The 20,678-nt window shown below is 72.4% G+C and carries 21 protein-coding genes; 9 read left to right on the top strand and 12 right to left on the bottom strand.

Annotated features, from left to right (window positions below):
- Nucleotides 1-25: 25 nt before the first annotated feature.
- From IEY87_RS16460 to IEY87_RS16440, 5 genes are all read right to left on the bottom strand, one after another.
- Entirely contained in the window at nt 26-991 is a 966-nt protein-coding gene (locus IEY87_RS16460; RefSeq protein WP_225277069.1) for a glycosyltransferase family 2 protein, read from the bottom strand.
- On the bottom strand, nt 988-2,184 hold the full coding sequence (locus IEY87_RS16455; protein WP_189139545.1) for a hypothetical protein: 1,197 nt from the start codon (nt 2,182-2,184) through the stop codon (nt 988-990). Before IEY87_RS16455 ends, IEY87_RS16460 begins: the two co-directional genes overlap by 4 nt.
- Nucleotides 2,185-2,245: 61 nt before the next feature.
- Nucleotides 2,246-3,145 carry a hypothetical protein gene (locus IEY87_RS16450; protein WP_189139544.1) on the bottom strand — a complete coding sequence of 300 codons (900 nt, stop codon included), beginning with the start codon at nt 3,143-3,145 and terminating at the stop codon, nt 2,246-2,248.
- 26 nt (nt 3,146-3,171) lie between these two features.
- Nucleotides 3,172-4,185: a hypothetical protein gene (locus IEY87_RS16445; protein ID WP_189139543.1), complete on the bottom strand. Its 1,014-nt coding sequence runs from the start codon at nt 4,183-4,185 to the stop codon at nt 3,172-3,174.
- Entirely contained in the window at nt 4,182-5,204 is a 1,023-nt protein-coding gene (locus IEY87_RS16440; protein WP_189139542.1) for a GNAT family N-acetyltransferase, read from the bottom strand. The genes IEY87_RS16445 and IEY87_RS16440 overlap by 4 nt, the downstream gene beginning before the upstream one ends.
- A gap of 148 nt (nt 5,205-5,352) precedes the next feature.
- Here IEY87_RS16440 and IEY87_RS16435 point away from each other — a divergent pair, with 148 nt between their 5' ends.
- Genes IEY87_RS16435 through IEY87_RS16420 form a run of 4 tightly spaced genes read left to right on the top strand, consistent with a single transcriptional unit; the run spans nt 5,353 to nt 9,131 of the window.
- The gene (locus IEY87_RS16435; protein WP_189139541.1) at nt 5,353-6,297 is read left to right on the top strand and encodes an NAD-dependent epimerase/dehydratase family protein; all 945 of its coding nucleotides are present in this window, start codon (nt 5,353-5,355) and stop codon (nt 6,295-6,297) included.
- Nucleotides 6,294-7,478, top strand: coding sequence for an ATP-grasp domain-containing protein (locus tag IEY87_RS16430; RefSeq protein ID WP_189139540.1), 1,185 nt, complete (start codon nt 6,294-6,296; stop codon nt 7,476-7,478). Before IEY87_RS16435 ends, IEY87_RS16430 begins: the two co-directional genes overlap by 4 nt.
- Nucleotides 7,468-8,433: a hypothetical protein gene (locus tag IEY87_RS16425; RefSeq protein ID WP_189139539.1), complete on the top strand. Its 966-nt coding sequence runs from the start codon at nt 7,468-7,470 to the stop codon at nt 8,431-8,433. Before IEY87_RS16430 ends, IEY87_RS16425 begins: the two co-directional genes overlap by 11 nt.
- An 11-nt stretch (nt 8,434-8,444) precedes the next feature.
- Nucleotides 8,445-9,131 (top strand): hypothetical protein, encoded by a 687-nt coding sequence (locus tag IEY87_RS16420; protein ID WP_189139538.1) that lies wholly within the window; start codon nt 8,445-8,447, stop codon nt 9,129-9,131.
- A 1-nt stretch (nt 9,132) separates the two neighbouring features.
- On the opposite strand, the gene IEY87_RS16415 is transcribed toward IEY87_RS16420, so the two are convergent.
- The 3 genes from IEY87_RS16415 to IEY87_RS16405 all read right to left on the bottom strand — a co-directional run bounded on the left by IEY87_RS16415 (nt 9,133) and on the right by IEY87_RS16405 (nt 12,650).
- Nucleotides 9,133-10,233, bottom strand: a complete 1,101-nt coding sequence (locus IEY87_RS16415) for a 5-methyltetrahydropteroyltriglutamate--homocysteine S-methyltransferase (RefSeq protein ID WP_189139537.1) — start codon at nt 10,231-10,233, stop codon at nt 9,133-9,135.
- Nucleotides 10,234-10,300: 67 nt separating this feature from the next.
- The gene (locus IEY87_RS16410) at nt 10,301-11,782 is read right to left on the bottom strand and encodes an acyl-CoA synthetase (RefSeq protein WP_189139536.1); all 1,482 of its coding nucleotides are present in this window, start codon (nt 11,780-11,782) and stop codon (nt 10,301-10,303) included.
- A 64-nt stretch (nt 11,783-11,846) separates the two neighbouring features.
- Entirely contained in the window at nt 11,847-12,650 is an 804-nt protein-coding gene (locus IEY87_RS16405; RefSeq protein ID WP_189139535.1) for a PaaX family transcriptional regulator, read from the bottom strand.
- Between the two features lie 138 nt (nt 12,651-12,788).
- Between IEY87_RS16405 and IEY87_RS16400 the strand changes: the two genes are divergently transcribed.
- Genes IEY87_RS16400 through IEY87_RS16380 form a run of 5 tightly spaced genes read left to right on the top strand, consistent with a single transcriptional unit; the run spans nt 12,789 to nt 17,189 of the window.
- Nucleotides 12,789-13,955, top strand: coding sequence for an ABC transporter substrate-binding protein (locus tag IEY87_RS16400; protein WP_225277070.1), 1,167 nt, complete (start codon nt 12,789-12,791; stop codon nt 13,953-13,955).
- Between the two features lie 3 nt (nt 13,956-13,958).
- Nucleotides 13,959-14,714 carry an ABC transporter ATP-binding protein gene (locus IEY87_RS16395; protein ID WP_189139533.1) on the top strand — a complete coding sequence of 252 codons (756 nt, stop codon included), beginning with the start codon at nt 13,959-13,961 and terminating at the stop codon, nt 14,712-14,714.
- On the top strand, nt 14,711-15,370 hold the full coding sequence (locus tag IEY87_RS16390; RefSeq protein ID WP_189139532.1) for an ABC transporter ATP-binding protein: 660 nt from the start codon (nt 14,711-14,713) through the stop codon (nt 15,368-15,370). The genes IEY87_RS16395 and IEY87_RS16390 overlap by 4 nt, the downstream gene beginning before the upstream one ends.
- Entirely contained in the window at nt 15,367-16,227 is an 861-nt protein-coding gene (locus tag IEY87_RS16385; RefSeq protein WP_189139531.1) for a branched-chain amino acid ABC transporter permease, read from the top strand. The genes IEY87_RS16390 and IEY87_RS16385 overlap by 4 nt, the downstream gene beginning before the upstream one ends.
- Entirely contained in the window at nt 16,224-17,189 is a 966-nt protein-coding gene (locus tag IEY87_RS16380; RefSeq protein WP_189139530.1) for a branched-chain amino acid ABC transporter permease, read from the top strand. Before IEY87_RS16385 ends, IEY87_RS16380 begins: the two co-directional genes overlap by 4 nt.
- A gap of 5 nt (nt 17,190-17,194) precedes the next feature.
- On the opposite strand, the gene IEY87_RS16375 is transcribed toward IEY87_RS16380, so the two are convergent.
- The 4 genes from IEY87_RS16375 to IEY87_RS16360 form a co-directional block, all read right to left on the bottom strand.
- A complete protein-coding gene (locus tag IEY87_RS16375) occupies nt 17,195-17,581 on the bottom strand; it encodes a YchJ family protein (protein WP_189139529.1) in 387 nt (128 codons plus the stop codon).
- 108 nt (nt 17,582-17,689) lie between these two features.
- Nucleotides 17,690-18,532, bottom strand: coding sequence for an NAD-dependent protein deacetylase (locus IEY87_RS16370; RefSeq protein WP_189139528.1), 843 nt, complete (start codon nt 18,530-18,532; stop codon nt 17,690-17,692).
- Between the two features lie 27 nt (nt 18,533-18,559).
- Nucleotides 18,560-18,940, bottom strand: coding sequence for a four-helix bundle copper-binding protein (locus IEY87_RS16365; protein ID WP_189139527.1), 381 nt, complete (start codon nt 18,938-18,940; stop codon nt 18,560-18,562).
- 62 nt (nt 18,941-19,002) lie between these two features.
- A complete protein-coding gene (locus IEY87_RS16360; RefSeq protein ID WP_189139526.1) occupies nt 19,003-20,637 on the bottom strand; it encodes a RecQ family ATP-dependent DNA helicase in 1,635 nt (544 codons plus the stop codon).
- Nucleotides 20,638-20,678 lie beyond the last annotated feature (41 nt).

The raw sequence follows: 20,678 nt of genomic DNA, 5'->3' as shown, positions 1-20,678 counted from the left end.
CCGACCGGATCCCGGTGGGATCCGGTCAGGCACGTGCCGGGGGCGGCGGGCCGGGCTGACCGCCGGTGAGCGTGTCCTCCGGGCGCAGCGGCACGTTCGCCTCCTTGATGTAGTAGGTACGCAGCCGCGACGACTCGCGCAGCAGCCGGTGGAGATAGCGCCCGAGCAGCGCCACCGCCGCCACCGTGAGCCCGGTGAGCAGCACCTGGGTCGCCGCGAACGCGCTGCCGCCCGCCACCCCGGCATAGCCGAGGGCCGCGAGCACCAGCGCCAGGCAGCCGCCCAGCGCCCCCGCCGCGTAGACGGCGGCCAGCGGACGCCAGGAGAAGCCGAAGAACAGCTCGAAGGAGTGCGCCGCCAGCCTGGCCACGCGCAGTTTGGACCGGCCCGCCGTCCGGGGGCGGTGCGTGACCGGCGTGACCGCGTACCGGGCGCCGACCAGGGGCACCGCCGGGATGAACCAGGGCAGCCGCAGCTCCGTGATCGTCTGGGCCAGGCCGGTGCGGACCAGCCTGAACGTGGAGGCGCCGCGCGGCATGTCGATGCCGAACAGCCGCCGGGCCGTCCAGTGCAGCCCGGCCGAGCCGCCCCTGCGGACCAGCGGATCGCGCCGGCCCCGCCGCTCGCCGAACACCACGTCGTAGCCCTGCGCGGCCTTGTCGAGCAGGGTCCAGATCTCCTCCGGCGGCACCTGAAGGTCCGCGTCGCACTGGACCGTCCAGGGCCGGCCCGCGTAGCTGAATCCGGCGGCCATCACGGCGTCGATGCCGAAGTTGCGGGTGAAGGACAGGTAGCGCACCCTCGGGTCGGTCTCGGCCAGCCGGCGGAGCCGGTCGAGGGAGTCGTCGGTGCTGCCGTCGTCGACGAAGAGGATCTCCAGCTCGCCGACCTCCTTCAGCGCCTCGACGAGCTCACGGTGGGCGGCCTCGACCTGCGCTCCCTCGTTGAAGCAGGGCACCAGCACGGTCAGCCCCGACGGCTCGGTCGTCACATGCGTCTCCTCAGCGCGAGTCCCAGCACGAATCCCTGCGCGCCCAGCGCGTACACCGCGCCGGCGGCCCCGGCGAGCGGGACGGTGAGCGCGCCCAGCGCGGCCACCGCCGCCCAGGCGAGGACGGCAGCCCTGGCGCTGTGGCGCAGGCCGCTCTTGCCGGAGTTCTCCAGCACGAATACGCCGAAGCTCGCCAGCGTGTTGGCGGGCAGGAGCGACGCCAGCAGCACGGCCAGGGCGAGCAGCGAGCGGGTCCCGGCCACGCCCGCGGCCAGCGCCGCCCCCGCGAGGACCAGCCAGAGGGCACTGGTCACGATGGCCAGGTCCGCGACGCGCCTGCCGAACGTCCGCGCCCGCGCGGAACCGCCCGAGGTCATCCACAGCGCCAGGCGGGGCTGGTAGATCCGCTGCACGGTGTAGACGACGGACGCGGCGAAGCCCCAGCCGAGGATCATCAGGTAGAGGTCGCCGCTCTGCCCGGCGTGGGCGGAGACCGACAGCTCCACGAAGAGCGTCCCGACGATGGCGTTGCTCATCACGTCGGCGGCGCCCATCAGCAGCACCGTGCCGGCCAGCAGGCCGCGCAGCGCCCGGCGGGAGCCGGTGGCTCGCGGCAGCCCGCGCAGCAGGACAAGGTTGAGCACGGTGACCAGGGCCAGCAGCCCGGCCAGGTAGCCGGTGGGCCGCAGGTGCGCGGTGAACGCCAGCCCGGCCAGGGCGATCATGCCCAGGCCGAGGAGCGAGAAGTGGACGGTGTCGTAGGTGTAGCGGCCGAGGGCGCGGTGCACCGCCACGCCCAGCGAGCCGCAGCCGAGGCCGATGTAGTAGGCGATGGCCAGCAGGTAGATCGTGACGGTGGAGCCGGGCGCGAGGACGAGCCCGACGGCGGCGGCCACGGTGAAGGGCAGCGGCACGTACGCGACGACCGCGCGGAGCAGGCCCGCGAGCTGCTCACGGGTACGGGAGGCGCGCGGGATGAGGGTGAGCGCCGCCTTCTCCGGACCCGACTGCACCACCATGCACAGCCAGCCCACCGCGCCGACGGCGGCCGCGTAGGCGTTGAAGTCCTCCCGGCTCCAGGCCGCGACCAGAACGCCCGAGGACCCGTACAGCAGCAGCCGGAAGGTGGCCCGGCCACCCAGCAACGTGAGCAGCCGGCGCACCCCGATCCGGTGCGCGGCGACGGCGGTCACGCCACGTCCCGATCGCCCGCGACGGCGGTCACACCGCGCCCCGACCGTCCCGCGATGGCGGTCACTTCGTCTCCATGTCGGCTGCCACGACGTGGCGCAGGGGGCGGTCGCCGGTCTCCAGGTAGGTGAGCAGGGCCTGGTGGATGCGCTCGTCGCCGAACCGGGCGCGTACCCCCGGCAGGGACGGCCCCTTGTCCACCCCGAACAGCGCGCAGAACAGGGCTCTGACCTGGTCGGTGGTGAACGACTCCGGCAGCGTGAGCAAACCTTCGACCGCCTGTCTGGCGGGCGGCGGCGCCTCGGGCGCCGCGAGCCAGGTGGTGGGCCGGCCCGCGGTGGCGAGCCAGCGTCGCAGGTGGCCGACGCGTTCGACCACGAAGGGCTCGGTACGCCCCAGCCTGGCCAGGGCGAGGCCGGGGTCGTAACAGGTGGCGTGCAGGGCGGCGCACACCTGGGAGAACGCGGGCGGCACGGCGAGGGGGACGGCGTCGCTGACCCGTTCGACGACGGCCCGCGACTCGGCCGAGGTGGCGGCGCCCGCGACGAGCGCGTCGAACCCCTTGTACCAGCGGGCGAGCGTGGCCCGGTCCGGTGCGTCCGGACTCTCCCCGGCGCTCTCGCGCACCCACCGGACCATGGGAGCCGACATGTAGGCCGCGAGCGGGTCGCCGTCCACGGACGCAAGCCGACGCGGACCGGGCGCGGAAGACGAGCCGGGCGCGAGAGACGACCCGGGCCCGGAAGACAGGCCGGGCAGGGAAGACAGGCCGGGCGCGGAAGACAGGCCGGGCGCGCGAGACGAGCCGGGCGCGGAAGACAGGCCGGGCGCGAGAAGCGAGCCGGGGGCGGGAGGTGGGGCGGGGCGGAAGACGGCGCCGCAGGAGCGGCAGGAGTAGCGGATCGGGCGCAGCCGCCGGGCGATCAGGGCGGGGTGCGGGTGCCCGCATTGCACGCAGGTCATGGGCTCGTCCACGGGAGTCACAGCGGTCACAGGGGCACGGCCAGCGCGGCGGAGGGGACGAGGTCGGCGCCGAGGGCGCTCTTGGCCTCGGCCTGCCCCTTGCCGAGGACGAGTCCGGTCTTGCCGGACGCCGTCGCCCATTCCACCATGCGGACGTAGCCGTCGAAATAGAGGTGCTTACGGCCACCGTCCTCGGGCAGCCGGGCCCCCCAGCTCAGGCAGATGGGCCAGTCGGGGTGGTCGAGGATCAGGGAGAGCCCGATCAGCCGCCCGTCGTCGCGGTAGCTGATGGCCACGACCTCGTCGCCGCCGACGAGGGCGTCGAGGTAGGGCAGCGGCAGCGGGGCGAGCGGGAAGAGCCGGCTGCGGTGCTTGAGGTCGTTCTCGGCGCGCAGCTCGGCGGCCTCGGCTCCGCTCACCAGGTCGCGGGCCGGTCCGACCTGGATGGACAGGCTCGGATCGGCGGCGAACTTCTTGGCCCGCCGCCGCAGGGAGTCCCGGCGGGCGCGGTCGAGCAGGGCGTACCAGTCCCCTACGCCGCGCCACGGGGTCGCGAGCCTGGCCAGCGGCGCGGTGGGGAGGGTGACCCGGACCCGGCCGGGCAGCAGCTCCGGCTCGCCGGGCGACACCTCCCGCCACACGGTGCCGCGCCAGCCCGCGCCCAGCTCGCGGCGCAGGCCGCGCAGGCACCCGCGCAGCAGCTCCCGCCGCTGTTCGGGGGCCGGGTCGCCGGCGAACCACCAGCCTTTCTGGGAGCGGTTCGCCGGCGCGTGAACGTCCAAGATGCCCGCGAAGTCGCGGCGACCTGCGTAGGCGCCCCGGTGCGGCCTGAAGCCGCGCAGGGACACCGACACCGCGCCGATCGCGGTGCCCGCCTGTCTCAGCACGGTGAGCAGCAGCGGCGCTTGGGCGGCCCAGGCGTAGGCGCGCAGCAGGTCGTACCGCCAGGTCACGCACTGACGGGCGGCGCCGCGCAGCTCTTCCCAGTCGGCGGGCTCGGGGTCGTGGCGGGGGTCGAGGATCTGCAGGGTGAGGCTCATCCCATCGCCCACCGGGGCACGGCGACGAGCTTCAGCGGGACGTACTCGAAGCCCAGTGAGGTCTTGATCTCCACCCTGCCTCTGCCGAAGAGCACCCGCTGGCCGCCCGCGTCGATCGCCCGGCGGACGATGCGGGCGTGCACGTCGAAGTAGAGGTCCTTGCGGCCGCCCTCCTCCGGTCGCAGCGCCGCCCACGGCCCGCTGACCGGTGCGGTCGGGTGCTCGTACACGATCCCGAAGGCCAGTAACCGCTGCGCCGAGTGGTAGGAGATGACGGAGACGTCGTCGCGCGGGAGCAGGCTGCCGAAGTACGCGGGAGGCAGCGGGGGCCGGGGGTCGAAGCGGGCGGCCAGCCGGGCGGTGTGCACCCGGTTCAGCTCGGCCATCTCCGCCGGGTCGAGGTCGTCGCGCTTGCTTCCCTCGCGCACCTCCAGGTCGCCCGCCTGGGCGATGGCGGTGATCTGGCGGCGCAGCGTCTTTCTGCGGTTCTTGCTGAGCGAGCTGATCCAGCCCTCTGTCGTGGGCCAGGTCAGCCGCAGGAAGGTGCTGCCGGGAGAGTCTCGCGTGATCGCGCCACGGCGGGCGACCAGGGACAGCTGTGGGACGTCCACCATGCGATAGAGCACTCCGGCCAGACCCCAGCCGAGCAGGCGGGCCGCCGCCCGCTCGAATCGCGCCAGCAGGCTCCGGCGCGTCTCGGCCGGCACGTCCGCGCCGAAGTGCCAGGTCGGACCGTTCGAATGACCGGGCAGGCGGACGTCGAGGACGATCGGCTCCCGGCGCGGGCGCGGCGCGCGGCTGGAGTGCGGCCGTCTCAGCCCGATGTAGACCGCGCCGACCATCCCCACCACTCGCCCGTCGTCGTGGCACAGGGCCAGCAGCGGGCGGGCCCACGAGTCCTCGGACGACGCCGCGATCACGTCGTACGCCCAGATGGCGGACAGGCCCTCGGCCTGCCGGAACTCTTCCCAGCCAGGTGGCTCGGGGTCTCGGCAGGGGTCCAGAAGGCTCACTTTCACGCGGTAACCCTCGATGGCGAAATCATCACAACATGGACACAGACTCTCATTGAGTGAGGATCTTCCCAGATGACTCATGCTGTGATCAACCGTGGCGCCTGACCATGGCGTTCAGCACCTTGAACACAACAACCGTCAAGAGGTGGCAATGAAGGTCGGAGTGACCGGCGGAAACGGATTCATTGGCCGATACGTGTGCGAAGAACTCGTCACCAGGGGCCACATTCCGCTCGTGTTCGATCACCGGGGACGCGCGGGCAGCGACCTGCCCTGGGAACTCATGCGCGGGGACATCCGCGACGCCACCGCCATGACGGAGCTCGCGGCCCACTGCGACGCGATCATTCACCTGGCGGCCGTGCTCGGCACCCAGGAGACCATCACCAACCCACGGCCGGCCGCCGAGACCAACCTCATCGGCGGCCTCAACTTCCTGGAGGCCGTCGCCCAGTACGACCTGCCCGGCGTCTACATCTGCGTCGGCAACCACTGGATGGACAACAGCTACTCCATCTCCAAGACGGCCGTGGAACGTTTCGTCCGCATGTTCAACGCCCACCGCGGCACCAAAGTGAACAACGTTCGCGTTGTAAACGCTTACGGTCCGCGCCAGCAGGCCGCGCCGCCGTTCGCCTCCGGCAAGGTGCGCAAGATCACCCCAGCGGTCGTCTGCCGCGCGCTGAGCGGCATGCCGGTCGAGCTGTACGGCGGCGGCACGCAGGTCTCGGACATGGTCTGGGTCGCCGACGTGGCCCGCACCCTCGTGGCCTCGCTGGAGACGGCGGCGGCGGGAACGGTCCTCGACCACGTCGTCGAGGTCGGCCCCACGACCTCCGCCACCATCCGGGAGGTCGCCGAGCTCGTCATCGACATCTGCGTGGCCCGCGGCTATCCCCGGGTGCCCATCGCCGACCTGCCGATGCGCCCCGGCGAGACACCCGACACCGCCGTCACCGCGAACACCGAGACCCTGCTGTCGGTGGGCATCGAGCCGAGCTCGCTGGTCTCGCTCGAGGACGGCATGGCCAAGACGGTGGACTGGTTCATCGAGACCCGCGGCGTTCACTGGAACACCCCGGTGACGACCGCGTGAGGCGACTGGTCATCCTGGGCGGGTCGGACGGCACGATCAGCTCCTTCCGGGCCGCCCGGCGGCTCGGGCTCGGCACCGTCTGCGTCGACCTGCGCGCCGACGCCCCCGGTGTCGCCGAGGCGGACGAGTTCCTGCACCTGAGCACCCGCGACGTGGACGCGGTGAGCGCGGCCCTGGCGGACCGTGCCGACCTGGTGGGACTGCTCGCCCCGGGCAGCGACATCAACCTGCCGTCCCTGGTGGAGCTGGCGGGGCGGCTCGGGCTGCCCTGCGGGCTGTCCCCGGACGCGCTGCGGGCCTCGGTGGACAAGGCGTACTTCCGCGAGGTCTGCGACCGGCTCGGCCTCGGCGGGCCGCGCCACGTCAGCGGCTCCGCCGCCCAGGTCCTGCGCGAGGCCGTACGGCTGAGCTTCCCGGTCATCGTCAAACCGGTGGACTCCGGCAGCTCCAGGGGCATCACCGTGTGCGCCGCCGCCGGTGCGCTCGGCCCCGCCGTGGCGGCCGCCGCGGCCGCCTCACCCTCGGCCACGGTGATCGCCGAGGAGCTGGTGACCGGCCAGGACCTGTGCGGCGAGGCGTTCCTCCAGGACGGCGAGGTCGCCCTGCTCGGGCTCAGTGACCGGGTGGTCGAGGCCCCCCAGGTCGTCGCCGTCGGCCACGACATGGCCCCCCGCGACCCGGCGCTGGTCAAGGAGGTCACCCGGCAGCTCGAACTCGTCTGCGCCGAGGTCGGCTACACCGACGGCCCGCTGAACCTGGACCTGTTCGTCACCGGCGACGGCGTCGTGCTGATCGAGATGGGCGCGCGGATCGGCGGCAACGGCATGGGAGAGGCTCTCGGCCTGATGTACGGCGTCGACACCGTGGCCGCCGCCGTCCAGCTCGCCACCGGCCGGCGCCCGGACCTCACCCCCCGCTGGAACAGGCACGCCTCCGTCCGCATGCTGCGCGCCGGGCACGCCGGCACGCTGGTGTCCTTGGACGGCCTGCCGGCAGCGCTGGCCCTGCCCGGCGTGGCCGACGTGCTGGTCACCGCCTCGCCGGGCGATCGGGTCATGCCCTACACCGAGTGCCGGGCCAAGCTCGGGTACGTGCTCGCCTCGGGCGCCTCGGCCGACGCGGTCGCGAGCGTGCTGGCCCAGGTCGAGGAGCTGGTCACGGTCGGCGTCGATGCCGGGTAGGTTCGCCGCGGCCCGCTCGGGGTCGATGCCGGTGAGGGTCGCCGCGGCCCGCTCGGCGTCCATGCCGGGCAGGTTCTCCGCGGCCCGGTGGGAGCGGGCTTACCGCAGGGTCGTCCGGACGGCTTTCGGCAGGGTGCCGTTCTACCGCGACCAGTGGGCGGCGGCGGGGCGGGCACTCGACGAGCCCGAGGCCACCCCCTCCGGCGCGCTGGCCGGTCAGCTGCACCGGCTGTGCCCGTTCGCGCTGCCCTTCGACGCCTCCCAGGAGCCGTCGCTGTGGATCGGCGACGGGCGGGAGCTGCGGGACGTGCTCGCCCTGACGGGCGCGCCCCGCCGGACCCCGGTGCTGGAGGTGCGTCCCGCCGTGCTCGACCGGCGGACTCTCACCCCGGCCGGTCCCCGGTACGGGGTGCTGCTGGCCCCGGACGCCCGGGTCGTCGACGAGGACCGGCGCCACGCGCTGAACGCCGCCGCGCACGAGCTCGCGTCGCGGGCCGGGCGGGCGATCGTGGTGGGCGAACGGTCCGCCCTCGACGCGATCCTGCCGGAGCTCGACGGAGTCCAGGTGCACACCGTCGAGCGCATGACCGTGGCACTCGCCGTACGGGATGCTCGTCTCGGGGACGCGCCGGGTGCCCGGCCTGGAGACGTACAAGATGCCCGGCGCGGAGACGTACAGGATGCTCGGCGCGGGGACGCGCCGGGTGTTCGGGCCGTAGTTGTTCATGATCCGCATCTTGGTTATTTCGCCGGGGTCCATCCCGCCTGCGGCCGGATTCACCTGCTGTGGCGGCGTTTTCACGCTCGGCCGGCAGGGCGGGCGGTGGCCGTCACGGCGCTGCGCCGGCGAAGACCTGTGCTGGTCGGCGTCGTCCCGGACGGCGCCGAAGCACTGGACACACTGATCACGGCCGGCTGCCCCGAGCACGGCACCCCGATTCTCTCCACACACTGACTGGGATCCGCATGCTGTCCACTTCGTCCTCGTTCTGGCGGGACAACCGCGTCGCACTGCCGCTGGGCGCCCTGGCGGTGGCGCTGGCCGCCCTGGTCAGGTTCGTCATCCCGTACGAGCGGGAGATCTCCTCGGTCTGGATGCTGCTGGTCAAGGTGACCCCGCAGCTAGCCGCGCTCGCCTGCGTCGCCTGGCTGGACGTGGCGTGGGCCCGGCGGCTGCGGCTGCATCTGGTGGCGCTGCCCGCGATCTTCCTGGGCTTCCTCTGCTACTTCGTGCCCGCGACGTTCATGACCGCGCTCGACATGGTCGACGGCACGGCCGAGTTCGAGGACCTGTATCTGCACGTCGTGGTGTTCGTGCCGTTCATCATGATCGGGCTCGCGCTGGCCTACCGGGTCGGCGGCGGCTCGCGCGAAGGCGTGCTGCGGGTCGGCGCGGCCATGACGATCCTGCAGCTGTCCGGCCTGGAGGACCTGGTGGCGGTGATGCTGAACAGCAGGCTGGACGGGATTCCGGAGGTCTGGGACTGGGCGCACCACATCACGGTCCGGCTGGGGCACGTGGCGACGCGGAACGAGGCGTACGCCTTCATCGCGGTGCACGTGGTCCTGGCCGTGCTGGCCCTGGCGGTGCCGAGGCGGCTGTTCGCTGCGCTCGGCCGCCGGCTCCGGCCGGGACGACGCCCGGCCGGATGAGTTAGCCCCACACCTCGCGGGCGGTCTCCACGATCAGGGCCAGCTTGGCGAACTGCTGGTCGGCGGTGAGCTCGTTGCCCTCGACGGTGGAGGAGAAGCCGCACTGCGGCGACAGGCAGAGCTGGTCCAGGTCGACGTACTTGGCGGCCTCGTCGATGCGGCGCTTGAGCGCGTCCTTCGACTCCAGCTCGCCGTGCTTGGTGGTGACCAGGCCGAGCACCACCATCTTGCCCTCGGGCACATAGCGCAGCGGCTCGAAGCCGCCGGAGCGCTCGTCGTCGAACTCCAGGAAGAAGCCGTCCACCGCGAGCTCGCCGAACAGCGCCTCGGCGACGAAGTCGTAGCCGCCCGAGGCCGCCCAGGAGGAGCGGAAGTTGCCCCGGCACATGTGGGTGGTGATCGTCATGCCCTCGGGCTTGGTGGCGAGCGCGGCGTTGATCTGCTTGATGTAGCGCAGGTGCATGTGCTCGGCGTCGTCACCGCGCTCGGTGAGCTCGGCCCGCTGGGAGGGGTCGTTGAGATAGGCCAGGCTGGTGTCGTCGAACTGCAGGTAGGTGCAGCCCAGCGCGCCGATCCTGCGCACCTGCTCGGCGTAGGCGGCGCTGAGGTCGGCCCAGAACTCCTCGACGTCCGGGTAGACGGCCGGGTCGATGGCGGCGGGGCCGCCCCGGTAGTGGACCATGCTGGGCGAGGGGATGGTCAGCTTGGGCACGGCCGTGGTGACGGTGTCCCGCAGGAACGTGAAGTCGTCGCCGAAGATCGGCTCGGTGACCCGGATCTTGTCGTGCACGCGCAGCGCGGCGGGGGTGAACTCGATGTCGCCCTGCTCGTTGTGGAAGCGGACGGTGATGTTCTCGTCCGACGCGGTGCCGATGCCGCTCAGCCGGTGGATGAAGTCCATGTGCCAGGAGTTCCGGCGGAACTCGCCGTCGGTGGCCGACTGCAGGCCGATCTCCTCCTGCCTGCGCACGACCTCGCGGACGGCGTCGTTCTCGACCTCGCGCAGCTCCTGGCCGGTGAGGGTCTGCCTGGCCTCCAGCAAGGTCGCCGGGCGCAGCAGGCTGCCGACGTGGTCCGCGCGGAACGGGGGTGTGGTGCGCATGCGAATCTCCTTGAGGGGGACGTCACTGTCAAAAGTAGAGCGGCGGGACCGGCCTGGCCACAGGGTCCTAGGACGTGCCGTATCGTGCCCTGATCTGGGCCTTGAGCAGCTTGCCCGCCGCGTTCCTGGGTAACTCGGGGACGAGTTCCACGTGCTTGGGGATCTTGTAACGGGCGAGCCGGCCGTCCAGATGGGCGACCAGGTCGCCGGGCTGTTCGGTCCGGCCCGGCCGCAGCACGATGAGGGCCTTGCCGACCTCGCCCCACCGGTCGTCGGGGACGCCGATCACGGCGCACTCGGCCACCGCGGGATGGCCGTACAGGGCGTTCTCCACCTCGGCCGGGTAGATGTTCTCCCCGCCGGAGATGATCATGTCGTTGATCCGGTCGGAGATGCGCACGTAGCCCTCCTCGTCGGCGACGCCGACGTCACCGGAACGCAGCCACCCGTCGTCCGACAGCACCTTGCTCGTCTCCTCGGGCCGCCGCCAGTAGCCCGGCGTCACGTTCGGCCCCTGTACGTGGACCTCGCCCGGCTCGCCGGGAGCCGCGGCCGAGCCGTCCGTGGCGACCAGCCTGACATCGGAGAAGAAGCACGGCACACCGGCTGAACCGGCCTTGGCCACCGAGTGCTCCGCGCCCAGGAACAGGGCGCCCGGCGCCGTCTCGGTCAGGCCGTACCCCTGCAGGAACGTCAGCCCGCGCTCCTGGTAGGTCCGGATCAGCGGCTCGGGGACCGGTGCGCCGCCGCACAGCAGGTGGCGCAGGCTGGACAGATCGGCGTCCGGCCAGCGCGGCGACTGGGCGAGGAAGGTGAACATGGCGGGCACCCCGAACATCACGGTGACCCGTTCGGCCTCGATCAGGTCGAAGGTGGCGGCCACGTCGAAGGACTCCTCCAGGATGGCCCTGCCGCCCTTGAGCACGGTCGGGATCAGCGTCTGGGCCAGCGCCGCGATGTGGAACAGCGGCGCGCTGACCAGCGTCACCTCGTCGTGCGCGAGGGGGACGTCGACCAGCAGGTTGAAGGTGTTCCAGAGCAGGTTGCCGTGGGTGAGCACGGCGCCCTTGGGCCGGCCCGTGGTGCCCGAGGTGTACATGATCAGGCAGGGGTCGTCGTGGGTCACCGGCTCGTCGATCGGTGCTGGGTCGCCCGAGGCGAGCAGGTCCTCGTACGCGGTCGCGAGCACGTGGCGGCCCGGCAGTCCGGCGCCGTCGTGCCCGTCCCCCAGCAGGATGACCTCCGCGCCGGCGTCCTCGACGATGTGGCGCAGCTCGGGTGCGGTCAGGCGGGTGTTCAGCGGGACGAAGATCGCTCCCAGCGCTCCGGCGGCGAAGAACGTCTCCACCAGCGCCGGATGGTTGGCTCCCAGGTAGGCGACCCGGTCGCCGCGCCGCACGCCGAGCTCCGCGAGGGCGTGGGCCAGCCGGTTGGTCCTGATGTGCAGGTCGCGGTAGGTCCGGTGCAGGCCGCAGTGCGTCAGCGCCACCTTGTCCGGCGACATCCGCGTCCTGCGGGCCGGCCACGAGCCCAGCCCCTGATTCCGCATCCGCACTCCTCCACGGTCTCCGCCAACAAGCTAGGCCACTTCGCTACGGCTGTCACCGTTCTGCCTAACTTTGCTGGCATACGTCCGGAACGGTGTCCAGGATGCGGGCGGTGATCGCCACCGCCTCCGGCTGGAACCGCTCGTGCAGCACGTGGCAGACCCGCTGCGCCTTCTCGGCCGGCCAGTCGTGCGGCAGGTAGCGCAGCGGCAGCCGGGGATCGGCCCTGATGATCTGCAGCCACTCGGTGAGCAGCGTCAGCGAGCGGGCCAGGTCGTCCGGCGCGGCGACCTCGGGATCGGCCCGGTCCCACCGCCGCAGGAACGCCTCGTAACGCCGCCCCAGCCCGGCCAGGTCGTAGGCGTCGCCGATCAGCGCGTGCATGTCGGTGGGGTGCCTGGGCTCGGCCGAGAACACCTTGACCCCGGCGCCGATCCCGTCGATCACCCGGGCCGGGTCGACGTCGCCCGGCGCGATCCACAGCCCGTTCTGCAACGGCCCGAACCCGGCCCAGATCAGCCGGGAGCGTAACTCGTGCCGCTGCCGCTGCCACGACTCCGGCAGCGAGAACCCGACGAGCGTCCACCGGTCCTCGCCGGCGTCGTTGACGACCCCGCTGTGCCAGATGCGCCGCTCGCCGTCCTTGAGCACCTCGGTGCTCAGCGGGGTGAGCCCGAAGTACATCCGCCGCCCGGCCCGCTGACGGCGCAGCAGCCCGCGGTTGACCATCCGGGTCAGCGTGGAGCGGGTCGCCTCCTCGGAGATCCCGACCCGGGCGAACGCCTCGATGAAACTGCCGGAGGACACGCAGATCCCCCGGCCGAACACGTGGTCGCCGAGGAACGTCAGGATCACCGACTGGGGACGCAACCGCCCTCCCGTCCCTGTGCCATCACAGCCCGCTTCCGACACATGTTGGGCATTGTCTTGACAGCCGTAATCTACCTGCCTATGTTCAGGGCCACATCGCGGGTCCGGGAGGTCCAGATGCGCAGGCTTCTTCCATCCATGGCGTGCCTCGTACTGGCCCTGGCGGCCTGCGGCGGCAACGGCGGTGCGGGCTCCGGCACCGACGACACGATCAAGGTCGGCCTCATCGTCTCGCTCACCGGCAACTACACCCCGCTGGGCAGCGAGGACAAGAAGGCCGTGGAGCTCGCCGTCGAGCAGGTCAACGGCCAGGGCGGGTTACTCGGCCGCAAGGTGGAGCTGGTCACCCGCGACGACAAGACCGCCCCCGACCAGGGCATCGTGGCCTACAACCAGATCAAGGGCGAGATCGACGCGGTCATCGGCCCGGTCTTCTCCAACTCCGCGCTGGCCATCGAGCCCCTCGCCCAGCGCGACAAGATGCCCTACCTGTCGCTCGCCCCCGCCCAGGAGCAGGTCGAGCCGATCAAGTCCTACGTCTTCGTCACCCCGGCGCTGTCCAGCATGTACGCCGAGCGCTACCTGCAGTACATCCAGGCCGAGGGCATCAAGACGGTGGCCGTCGCCTGGGACTCCAAGAGCGCCTACTCGGTGTCCGGGCACGCGGCCATGGTCAAGCTGGCGCCCAAGTACGGCGTGACGCTCGCCGTGGACGAGGCGTACGAGACCAGCACCTCGGACTTCAGCCCGCTGTTCACCCACGTCCGCGAGTCGGCGGCCGAGGCGCTGGTCTTCTGGGGCTCCGGCGCGCCCGGCGTCACCGCCGCCAAGCAGTACGCCGCCTCCGGGCTCAAGACGCCGCTGTTCCTGACCGCCTCCCAGGCGAGCAAGCTGTGGCTGGAGCCGATGGGCGCGGCCGCCGAGGGCATGACCGTGCAGAGCGCCATCGGGGTGGTCGGCGAGCACCTGCCCGACGGCGAGCAGAAGAAGATCATCGAGCAGATGGCCACCCCGTACAAGCAGAAGCACGGCTACGGCCCGCCGCAGTTCGCCCAGGACGGCTACAGCGCGAGCCTGCTGCTGTTCGAGGCGATCAGGAAGGCCGGCAGCACCGACAAGACCAAGATCCAGCAGGCGTTGGAGAGCATGGACCTGATCACGCCGAACGGCCGCTTCCGCTACTCCCCCACCGACCACTCCGGGCTGTCCCCCGAGTTCATCTCGGTCAACACGGTGAAGGACGGCCAGTTCGTGCCCACCGACTGGGCCAAGGAGCAGCTCGCCAAGACCGTCACGGCGGAGTAGCGGGTGCTGACGGTCACCGGGGTCTCACGCTCGTTCGGCGGCGTCTACGCCGTCCACGACGTCACGCTCGGTGTCGCCGAAGGCGAGGTCTGCGGCGTCATCGGGCCCAACGGAGCCGGCAAGTCCACGCTGTTCAACCTCATCACCGGCCATCTGACGGCCGACCGGGGCGAGATCTCCTTCCTCGGCCGCCGCGTCGAACGGCTCGCGCCGCACCGGCGCGCCCGGCTCGGCATGTCCATCGTCTTCCAGGCGGCCAGGGTCTTCCGCGGCATGACGGTCCGGGAGAACGTCATGGTCGGCATGCACGGCCGTACCCGCGCCGGCTTCGTGTCGGCGGCGCTGCGGCTGCCGCGCCATCACCACGACGAGCGCGAGATCGCGCGGGCCGCGGACACGGCCCTGACCAGGGTCGGGCTGACCGAGTGGGCGGACCGGCCCGCCGACCTGCTGCCCATCGGGCAGCAGCGCGCCCTGCAGCTCGCCCGCGCCCTGTGCGCGCGGCCCCGGCTGCTGCTGCTCGACGAACCCGCCTCCGGGCTGCGCGCCGGCGAGCGCGAGCACCTCGCCGCGCTGGTGGAGGAGCTGCGCGCGGACGGGCTGACCATCCTGCTCATCGAGCACGACGTCGCCTTCGTGACGCGGCTCGCCGACCGCGTCGTCGTCCTGGACCTCGGGCAAGTGATCGCCGACGGCTCCCCCGCCGAGGTCCGTGCGGACCCGCTCGTGCTGGCGGCCTACCTCGGACAGGCCTCATGATCGACGTCACCGACCTGGTCGTCTCGTACGGTACGGCCACCGCCCTCGATCACGTCACCCTCTCGGTACGGCAGGGCGAGATGGTGGCGCTGCTCGGGCCGAACGGGGCGGGGAAGTCCACGCTGGCCAACACGCTGGCCGGCATTCTCGCCCCGGTCTCGGGGACCGTCCGCATCGGCGGCCGGCTGGCGCTGATCCCCGAGGGCCGCCAGCTCTTCCCTGACATGTCGGTCGCCGACAACCTGGCCCTGGGCGGCTGGCGCTCCGGGCAGCGCGACCCCTCCGCCGTCTACGAGCTGCTGCCCCGCCTGGCCGAGCTGGCCGGCCGGCGGGCGGGCGTGCTGTCCGGCGGGGAGCAGCAGATGGTGGCCTTCGGCCGGGCCATGATGGCGCGCCCGGAGGCGCTCGTCGTCGACGAGCTGTCGCTCGGGCTGGCCCCCACCGTCACCGCCGACCTGGCCGCGCACCTGGCCGAGCTCAACCGGGAGCACGGCCTGACCGTGCTGCTCATCGAGCAGAACGCGCGCCTGGCCTTCGAGCTGTGCCACCGGGCCTACGTGCTGGAGTCCGGGCGGCTGGTGGCCGAGGGAGAGAGCGCCGAGCTGGCCGAGGACCCACGGGTGGCCAGCGCCTACCTGGGCGGGGCGATCACATGAGCGCGTTCCTGAGCTACCTGCTCAACGGCCTGGCCGTCGGCTGCGCCATCGCGCTCATCGCCAGCGGCCTGGTCGTCATCCACCGGGTCACCGGCGTGGTGAACTTCGCCCAGGGGACGTTCGCCGTGGTCGCCGGGCTGTGCGCCTCCTCGCTGCTCGGGATGGGACTGCCGCACGGCCTCAGCGAGGTCGCCGCCGTCCTGGCCGGCGCGGTGGCGGGCCTGCTCACCGGCCTGGCCGCCATCGGCAGGCGGGGCACCAGCCCGCTGTCGGCGCTCATCGTCACGCTCGGCGTGGGCGTGCTGGCCTACGCCGTCGAGATCGTCCTGTGGGGGGACCAGCCGCGCTCCGCCCCCGGTCTGGCCGGCTCGGTGACCATCGCGGGGGCCCGGATCCAGACCCAGCACCTGCTGGTCATCTGCGTGACGGCGGCGACGTTCGTGCTGATCGCGCTCTTCTTCGGCCGCACCTACCTGGGCAAGGCGCTGACCGCGTGCGCCTCCAACCCGTACGCGGCCCGGGTGGTCGGCATCGACACGCGGCGGATGGGGCTGCTCGCCTTCGCGATCGGCGGCCTGCTCGGCGGGCTCGCCGGAGTGCTCATCACCCCCCTGCGGCCGATCTCCTTCGACACCGACGTCACCCTCATCGTCAACGGCTTCGCCGCCGCCGTCTTCGGCGCGCTCACCCGCCCGGTCATCACGCTCATCGGCGCGCTGCTGCTCGGCGTGGCCGAGACCATGGCGGCGGGCTACGGCTACGGCTCCCATCAGCTGGAGGTCGCACTCGGGCTCATGATCCTCGTCATGATCGTCCAGGCGAGCCGCCGCTCCACCATCCACGAGGAGACGGTGTGAGAAGACTCGCGGGCGGGCTCCTCGTCGCCGCCGCCACGCTCGCGCTGCCCGCCGTGCTCGACGACAGCGCGCTGGCCGTCTACATCCTGCTCGGCCTGGCCGCCATGGTCACCGTCGGGGTCTCCCTGCTCATGGGCTACGCCGGGCAGGTCTCGCTCGGCCAGGGCGCCTTCTACGCCATCGGCGCCTACACCGCCGCCCTGCTCGCCCTCGGCGGCGTGCCCCCGCTCGCCGGGCTGATCGCCGCCCCGCTGGTCGCCGCCGCGTCCGCGCTGGTCATCGGTACGCCGCTGCTCCGGTTGCGCGGCCACCATCTGGCCTTCGCGACCCTGGCCATGCAGCTCATCCTGCTGTCGGTGGCCGGGCAGATGGAGTTCACCGGTGGCGACATCGGGCTGCAGGCCATCCCGCAGTTCGGCATCGGGTCGTGGGAGATGAGCAGCGCCGCCGCGTACGCCTATCTGACCTGGGCGGGGGTGGCTCTGGTGATGCTGGTGACGTACAACGTCAGCACCTCGCGACCCGGCCGGGCACTGCGCGCGCTGGCCACCAGCGAGACCGCCGCCGCCTCCTCCGGCATCCCCGTCGGCCGCTACAAGCTCGCCGTCTTCGCCCTGTCGGCCGCCTTCGCCGGGCTGGCGGGCAGCATCTACTGCTTCTACACCGGGTACGTCGCGCCCGGCTCGTTCCCGGTGCTGATCTCGATCCAGTACATCGTCATGGCCGTCGTCGGCGGGCTCGGCACCATCTGGGGCGCCGTCGTCGGAGCCACCGCGATCACCCTGCTCGTCCAGGGACTCAACATCGTCGGCGCCCTGCCCGGCATGCCCACCTACGCCCCCAGCGTGCTGTCCTACGCCGTCTACGCCCTCGTCCTCATCCTCGTCGTCCTCTTCCTCCCCCAGGGCCTCCTCCCCGCCCTCACCCGCCGCCTCCCGTCCCGGGTGCGGGCCAGGAGCTAGACGGGTTACTGGACGACGCCCGCGTAGACCCACTGGCCGTCCAGGCGGCTGAAGCGGCTGTGTTCCTCCACTTCGCCTGGGCGGCCGCGTTCGGTGTAGTGGGCGCGGAAGCGTACGGTGCCCTCGGTGTGGATCACGCTGCCGCCCGTGCTGCTCAGAATCTCCAGCCGGGTCCAGCGGAGGCGGCGGTCCGGGTCCAGGCGGGCCGGGCGGTCGGTGGGGTGCCAGGTGCGCAGCAGGTAGGCCGTGTCGCCGGTGGCGAAGGCGGTGAAGCGGGAGCGCATGAGCAGCTCGGCCGTGGGGGCGGACGCCTCGCCCCGGTGGAAGCGGCCGCAGCAGTCCTGGTAGGAGGCGGGCAGGCCGCAGGGGCATGAGGCGGGAGCAGCGGGCATGCCTCCCATTGTGCCCGGCTCCCCTCCGTGCCCGGGTTACTCGCGGCCCCCCTCCGTGCCCGGGTTACTCGCGGCCCCCTCTGTGCTCACGGTCCCTCGCGCCAAGGGTCAGGCGCTTGCCGGGCTGGGGTGTTGTAGGAGGGTGGTGAGTTCGGTGAGGGTCGGGCCGAGGGGGGCGTCCAGGGTGAGGGCGGCGTCGGCGTCGCCGCGGGTCGGGCCCTGGTTGACGATGGCGATCGGGATGCCGAGGGCGGCCGCCTTGTCCACGAACCGCAGGCCGGATCGTACCGTCAGCGAGGAGCCGAGGACGAGCAGCGCCCGCGCACCCGCCACCAGCGCGAAACACTCGTCCACACGCGGGCGCGGCACGTTCTCGCCGAAGAAGATCACGTCCGGTTTGAGCAGGCCGCCGCAGCTCTCGCAGTCGACCACCCGGAAGCCCTCGACCTGCTCGTCGTCGAGCACGGCGTCGCCGTCGGGGTTGATCCGCCCGCTGGCGTCCCAGTCCGCGTTGGCCGCTCCCAGCCGGCGCTCCAGCTCGGTGCGCGGGGTGCGCTCCCGGCACGACAGGCAGACCACCCGGTCGAGGCCGCCGTGCAGCTCGATGACCCGCCGCGCGCCGGCCGCCTGGTGCAGGCCGTCGACGTTCTGGGTGACGATCCCGGCGATCAGCCCCAGCCGCTCCAGCTCGGCCACCGCCCGGTGCCCGTCGTTCGGCCGGGCGGAGCCGATCTGCCGCCACCCGACGTGGCTGCGCGCCCAGTAGCGCTGCCGTGCCCGCGCACTTCCGACGAATCGCTGATACGTCATCGGCTCGGCTTTACGGGCCCGGCCCGTCGGTCCCCGGTAGTCCGGGATGCCCGACTCGGTCGACAGGCCCGCCCCGCTGAGCACCGACACCCCGCCACCGGCCACCAACTCGGCCAGCAGCCTTCTCGCGCTCTCACTCACCCCTTCATGGTGCCATCAGCCCCGGACTCAGCCGAGTTCGGCCAGGAGGGCTTGGCAGCTCTCGACGCACCGGTGGGCGGCCTCGACGCAGGCGGGGCCACGGCCCCGCCGTTCGCACTCCTCGGCCGAGCGGACGCAGACCTCCGTGCAGGTGCGGATCTGGGCACGGATGAGGTCGACGTCGTAGGCGCCGCCCTGGGACAGCATGCGGGCCGTCGCCTCGCAGAGATCGGCGCAGTCCAGGCTGTTCTTGATGGACTTGCGCAGGGCGGTGATCCGCTCCTCGCTGAGGCAGGCGCTCGCGCACGCCGTGCAGGCCTGCGCGCAGTCGAACAGCATGCGTACCGTGTGGGCGACCAGCGCGCGTTCCGGCCTCTGCTCGGTGCGGAGCATCTCACGAAGCTGCATGTCAGAGCCCCTTATCTTGCTCATATCGACCGTCATCTCCAGGTGCCCGCCAAAACGGTGCTTCACACCCGATCGGGGGCATCGGATCGCAGCTCGCGCATGAGCCCCTCTTCCAGCACGGCGGACAGCAGGAGCTCGCGGTAGCCGCCGTCGCGGAAGAGCACGGTGAGCCGGTCCTGGTCCCGGCGGATGACCTCTCCCGGCCCCCACACGGTGTGCTCGACGCGGGCGTGCATCGGGAAGGGCCCCTCCTCGACGCCGTTGCGCTCGGCCGCCGTCCCGGCCCGGCAGGTGTCGCAGTTGCCGCACGGTTCGGCGAGCTGCTCGCCGAAGTAGCCGAGCAGGAACACCCGGCGGCAGTCCCGCTGCTCGGCGTAGCGGCGCATCATCTCCAGGCGGGTCCGCTCGATGTCGCGGTGCCGCTCGGCCACCGCCCGTGCGGCCCGGGCCGCCTCGGCCGGCTCCTGTCCCGACCATGTGACCGTACGGGTGCCAAGCTTGACCGCGCCCGCCTTCTCCAGCAGGTTCAGCAGCGAGGTCAGCCGCCGCGCCGTGAGGTCCAGCCGCTCGCGCAGCCGTTTGCGGTCCGCCCGCCCACCGTCCCGCACCGCCTCCGCGACGCGGGCGAGCGTCTGCTCGTCCGGCAGCGCGCCGGTGAAGAACCGCTGCAGCCCCAGGTCCTCCTCGCGGTAGAACAGCACGCCGGCGGCCGGCTCCCCGTCCCGGCCCGCCCGGCCGATCTCCTGGTAGTACGAGTCCAGCGATCCGGGCACCTGCGCATGCACGACGAACCGGACATCCGGCTTGTCGATCCCCATCCCGAAGGCGCTGGTGGCCACCACGACGTCCACCTCCCCCGCCATGAACGCCTCCTGCACCGCGTCACGCTCGGCCCGGCGCAGGCCCGCGTGATAGGCCGCCGCCCTGACGCCGCCGGCCACGAGCCGCCCCGCCAGCTCACCGGTCCGCCTGCGGGTGCCGGCATAGACCAGACCGGGTACGTCCAGCTCCCCGACCGCCTCGGCCACCTGCTCGACGCCGTCGCCGTCGGATCTGCGTACCTCCAGCCGGATGTTGGCCCGGTCGAACCCCCGCACGACCTGCAGCGGATCGCGCATGCCGAGCCCCTCGACGATCTCCGCCCGCACCGGCGGCGCCGCCGTGGCGGTCAGGGCCGCGATCACCGGGTGGCCCAGCGCCTCGGCGACGGCGCCGAGCCGCAGGTAGTCCGGGCGGAAGTCGTGCCCCCACGCGGACACGCAGTGGGCCTCGTCCACCACCAGCAGCGACGGTTTCGCGGCGGCCAGCTCGCGTACCACGTCCTGCCGGGCGAGCTGCTCGGGCGCGCAGAACAGGAACTCCGTCTCGCCCGCCCGCAACGACTCGAACGACGAGGCCCGTTTCCCCGCCGACGTCGTCGCGTCCAGGCTGACCGCCTCCTCGTCCCGCTCGCGCAGCGCCTCCACCTGGTCACGTTGCAGCGCGATCAGCGGCGACACCACGAGCGTGGGTCCCTTCAGGAGCAGCGCGGGCACCTGGTAGATCGCCGACTTCCCGGCCCCGGTCGGCATCACCGCCAGCGTGTCGCGCCCGTCGGCCAGCGCCGCCATCGCCTCCAGCTGGCCGGGCCGCAGCTCCTCCAGACCCAGAACGTCGCGAGCCACCCGCTCGCACCTGTCCTCGCTCTTCTCCGCCATCGGTCCCCTCTCCCGGCGCGAAAGGCGTCCCGCCTCCCCGT

It is taken from the genome of Nonomuraea glycinis (assembly GCF_014646515.1).
Lineage (GTDB): Bacteria > Actinomycetota > Actinomycetes > Streptosporangiales > Streptosporangiaceae > Nonomuraea > Nonomuraea glycinis.
Note: the sequence above shows the minus strand (reverse complement) of the source record. Positions and strands in the feature narration are given on the sequence as shown.

Bases quoted from the DNA above. Each gene is read 5' to 3' on its own strand.
- IEY87_RS16450 (WP_189139544.1), bottom strand. From the start codon at position 3,145: ATGACCTGCGTGCAATGCGGGCACCCGCACCCCGCCCTGATCGCCCGG.
- IEY87_RS16445 (WP_189139543.1), bottom strand. From the start codon at position 4,185: ATGAGCCTCACCCTGCAGATCCTCGACCCCCGCCACGACCCCGAGCCC.
- IEY87_RS16435 (WP_189139541.1), top strand. From the start codon at position 5,353: ATGAAGGTCGGAGTGACCGGCGGAAACGGATTCATTGGCCGATACGTG.
- IEY87_RS16425 (WP_189139539.1), top strand. From the start codon at position 7,468: ATGCCGGGTAGGTTCGCCGCGGCCCGCTCGGGGTCGATGCCGGTGAGG.
- IEY87_RS16420 (WP_189139538.1), top strand. From the start codon at position 8,445: ATGCTGTCCACTTCGTCCTCGTTCTGGCGGGACAACCGCGTCGCACTG.
- IEY87_RS16415 (WP_189139537.1), bottom strand. From the start codon at position 10,233: ATGCGCACCACACCCCCGTTCCGCGCGGACCACGTCGGCAGCCTGCTG.
- IEY87_RS16410 (WP_189139536.1), bottom strand. From the start codon at position 11,782: ATGCGGAATCAGGGGCTGGGCTCGTGGCCGGCCCGCAGGACGCGGATG.
- IEY87_RS16400 (WP_225277070.1), top strand. From the start codon at position 12,789: ATGGCGTGCCTCGTACTGGCCCTGGCGGCCTGCGGCGGCAACGGCGGT.
- IEY87_RS16390 (WP_189139532.1), top strand. From the start codon at position 14,711: ATGATCGACGTCACCGACCTGGTCGTCTCGTACGGTACGGCCACCGCC.
- IEY87_RS16385 (WP_189139531.1), top strand. From the start codon at position 15,367: ATGAGCGCGTTCCTGAGCTACCTGCTCAACGGCCTGGCCGTCGGCTGC.
- IEY87_RS16375 (WP_189139529.1), bottom strand. From the start codon at position 17,581: ATGCCCGCTGCTCCCGCCTCATGCCCCTGCGGCCTGCCCGCCTCCTAC.
- IEY87_RS16365 (WP_189139527.1), bottom strand. From the start codon at position 18,940: ATGCAGCTTCGTGAGATGCTCCGCACCGAGCAGAGGCCGGAACGCGCG.
- IEY87_RS16360 (WP_189139526.1), bottom strand. From the start codon at position 20,637: ATGGCGGAGAAGAGCGAGGACAGGTGCGAGCGGGTGGCTCGCGACGTT.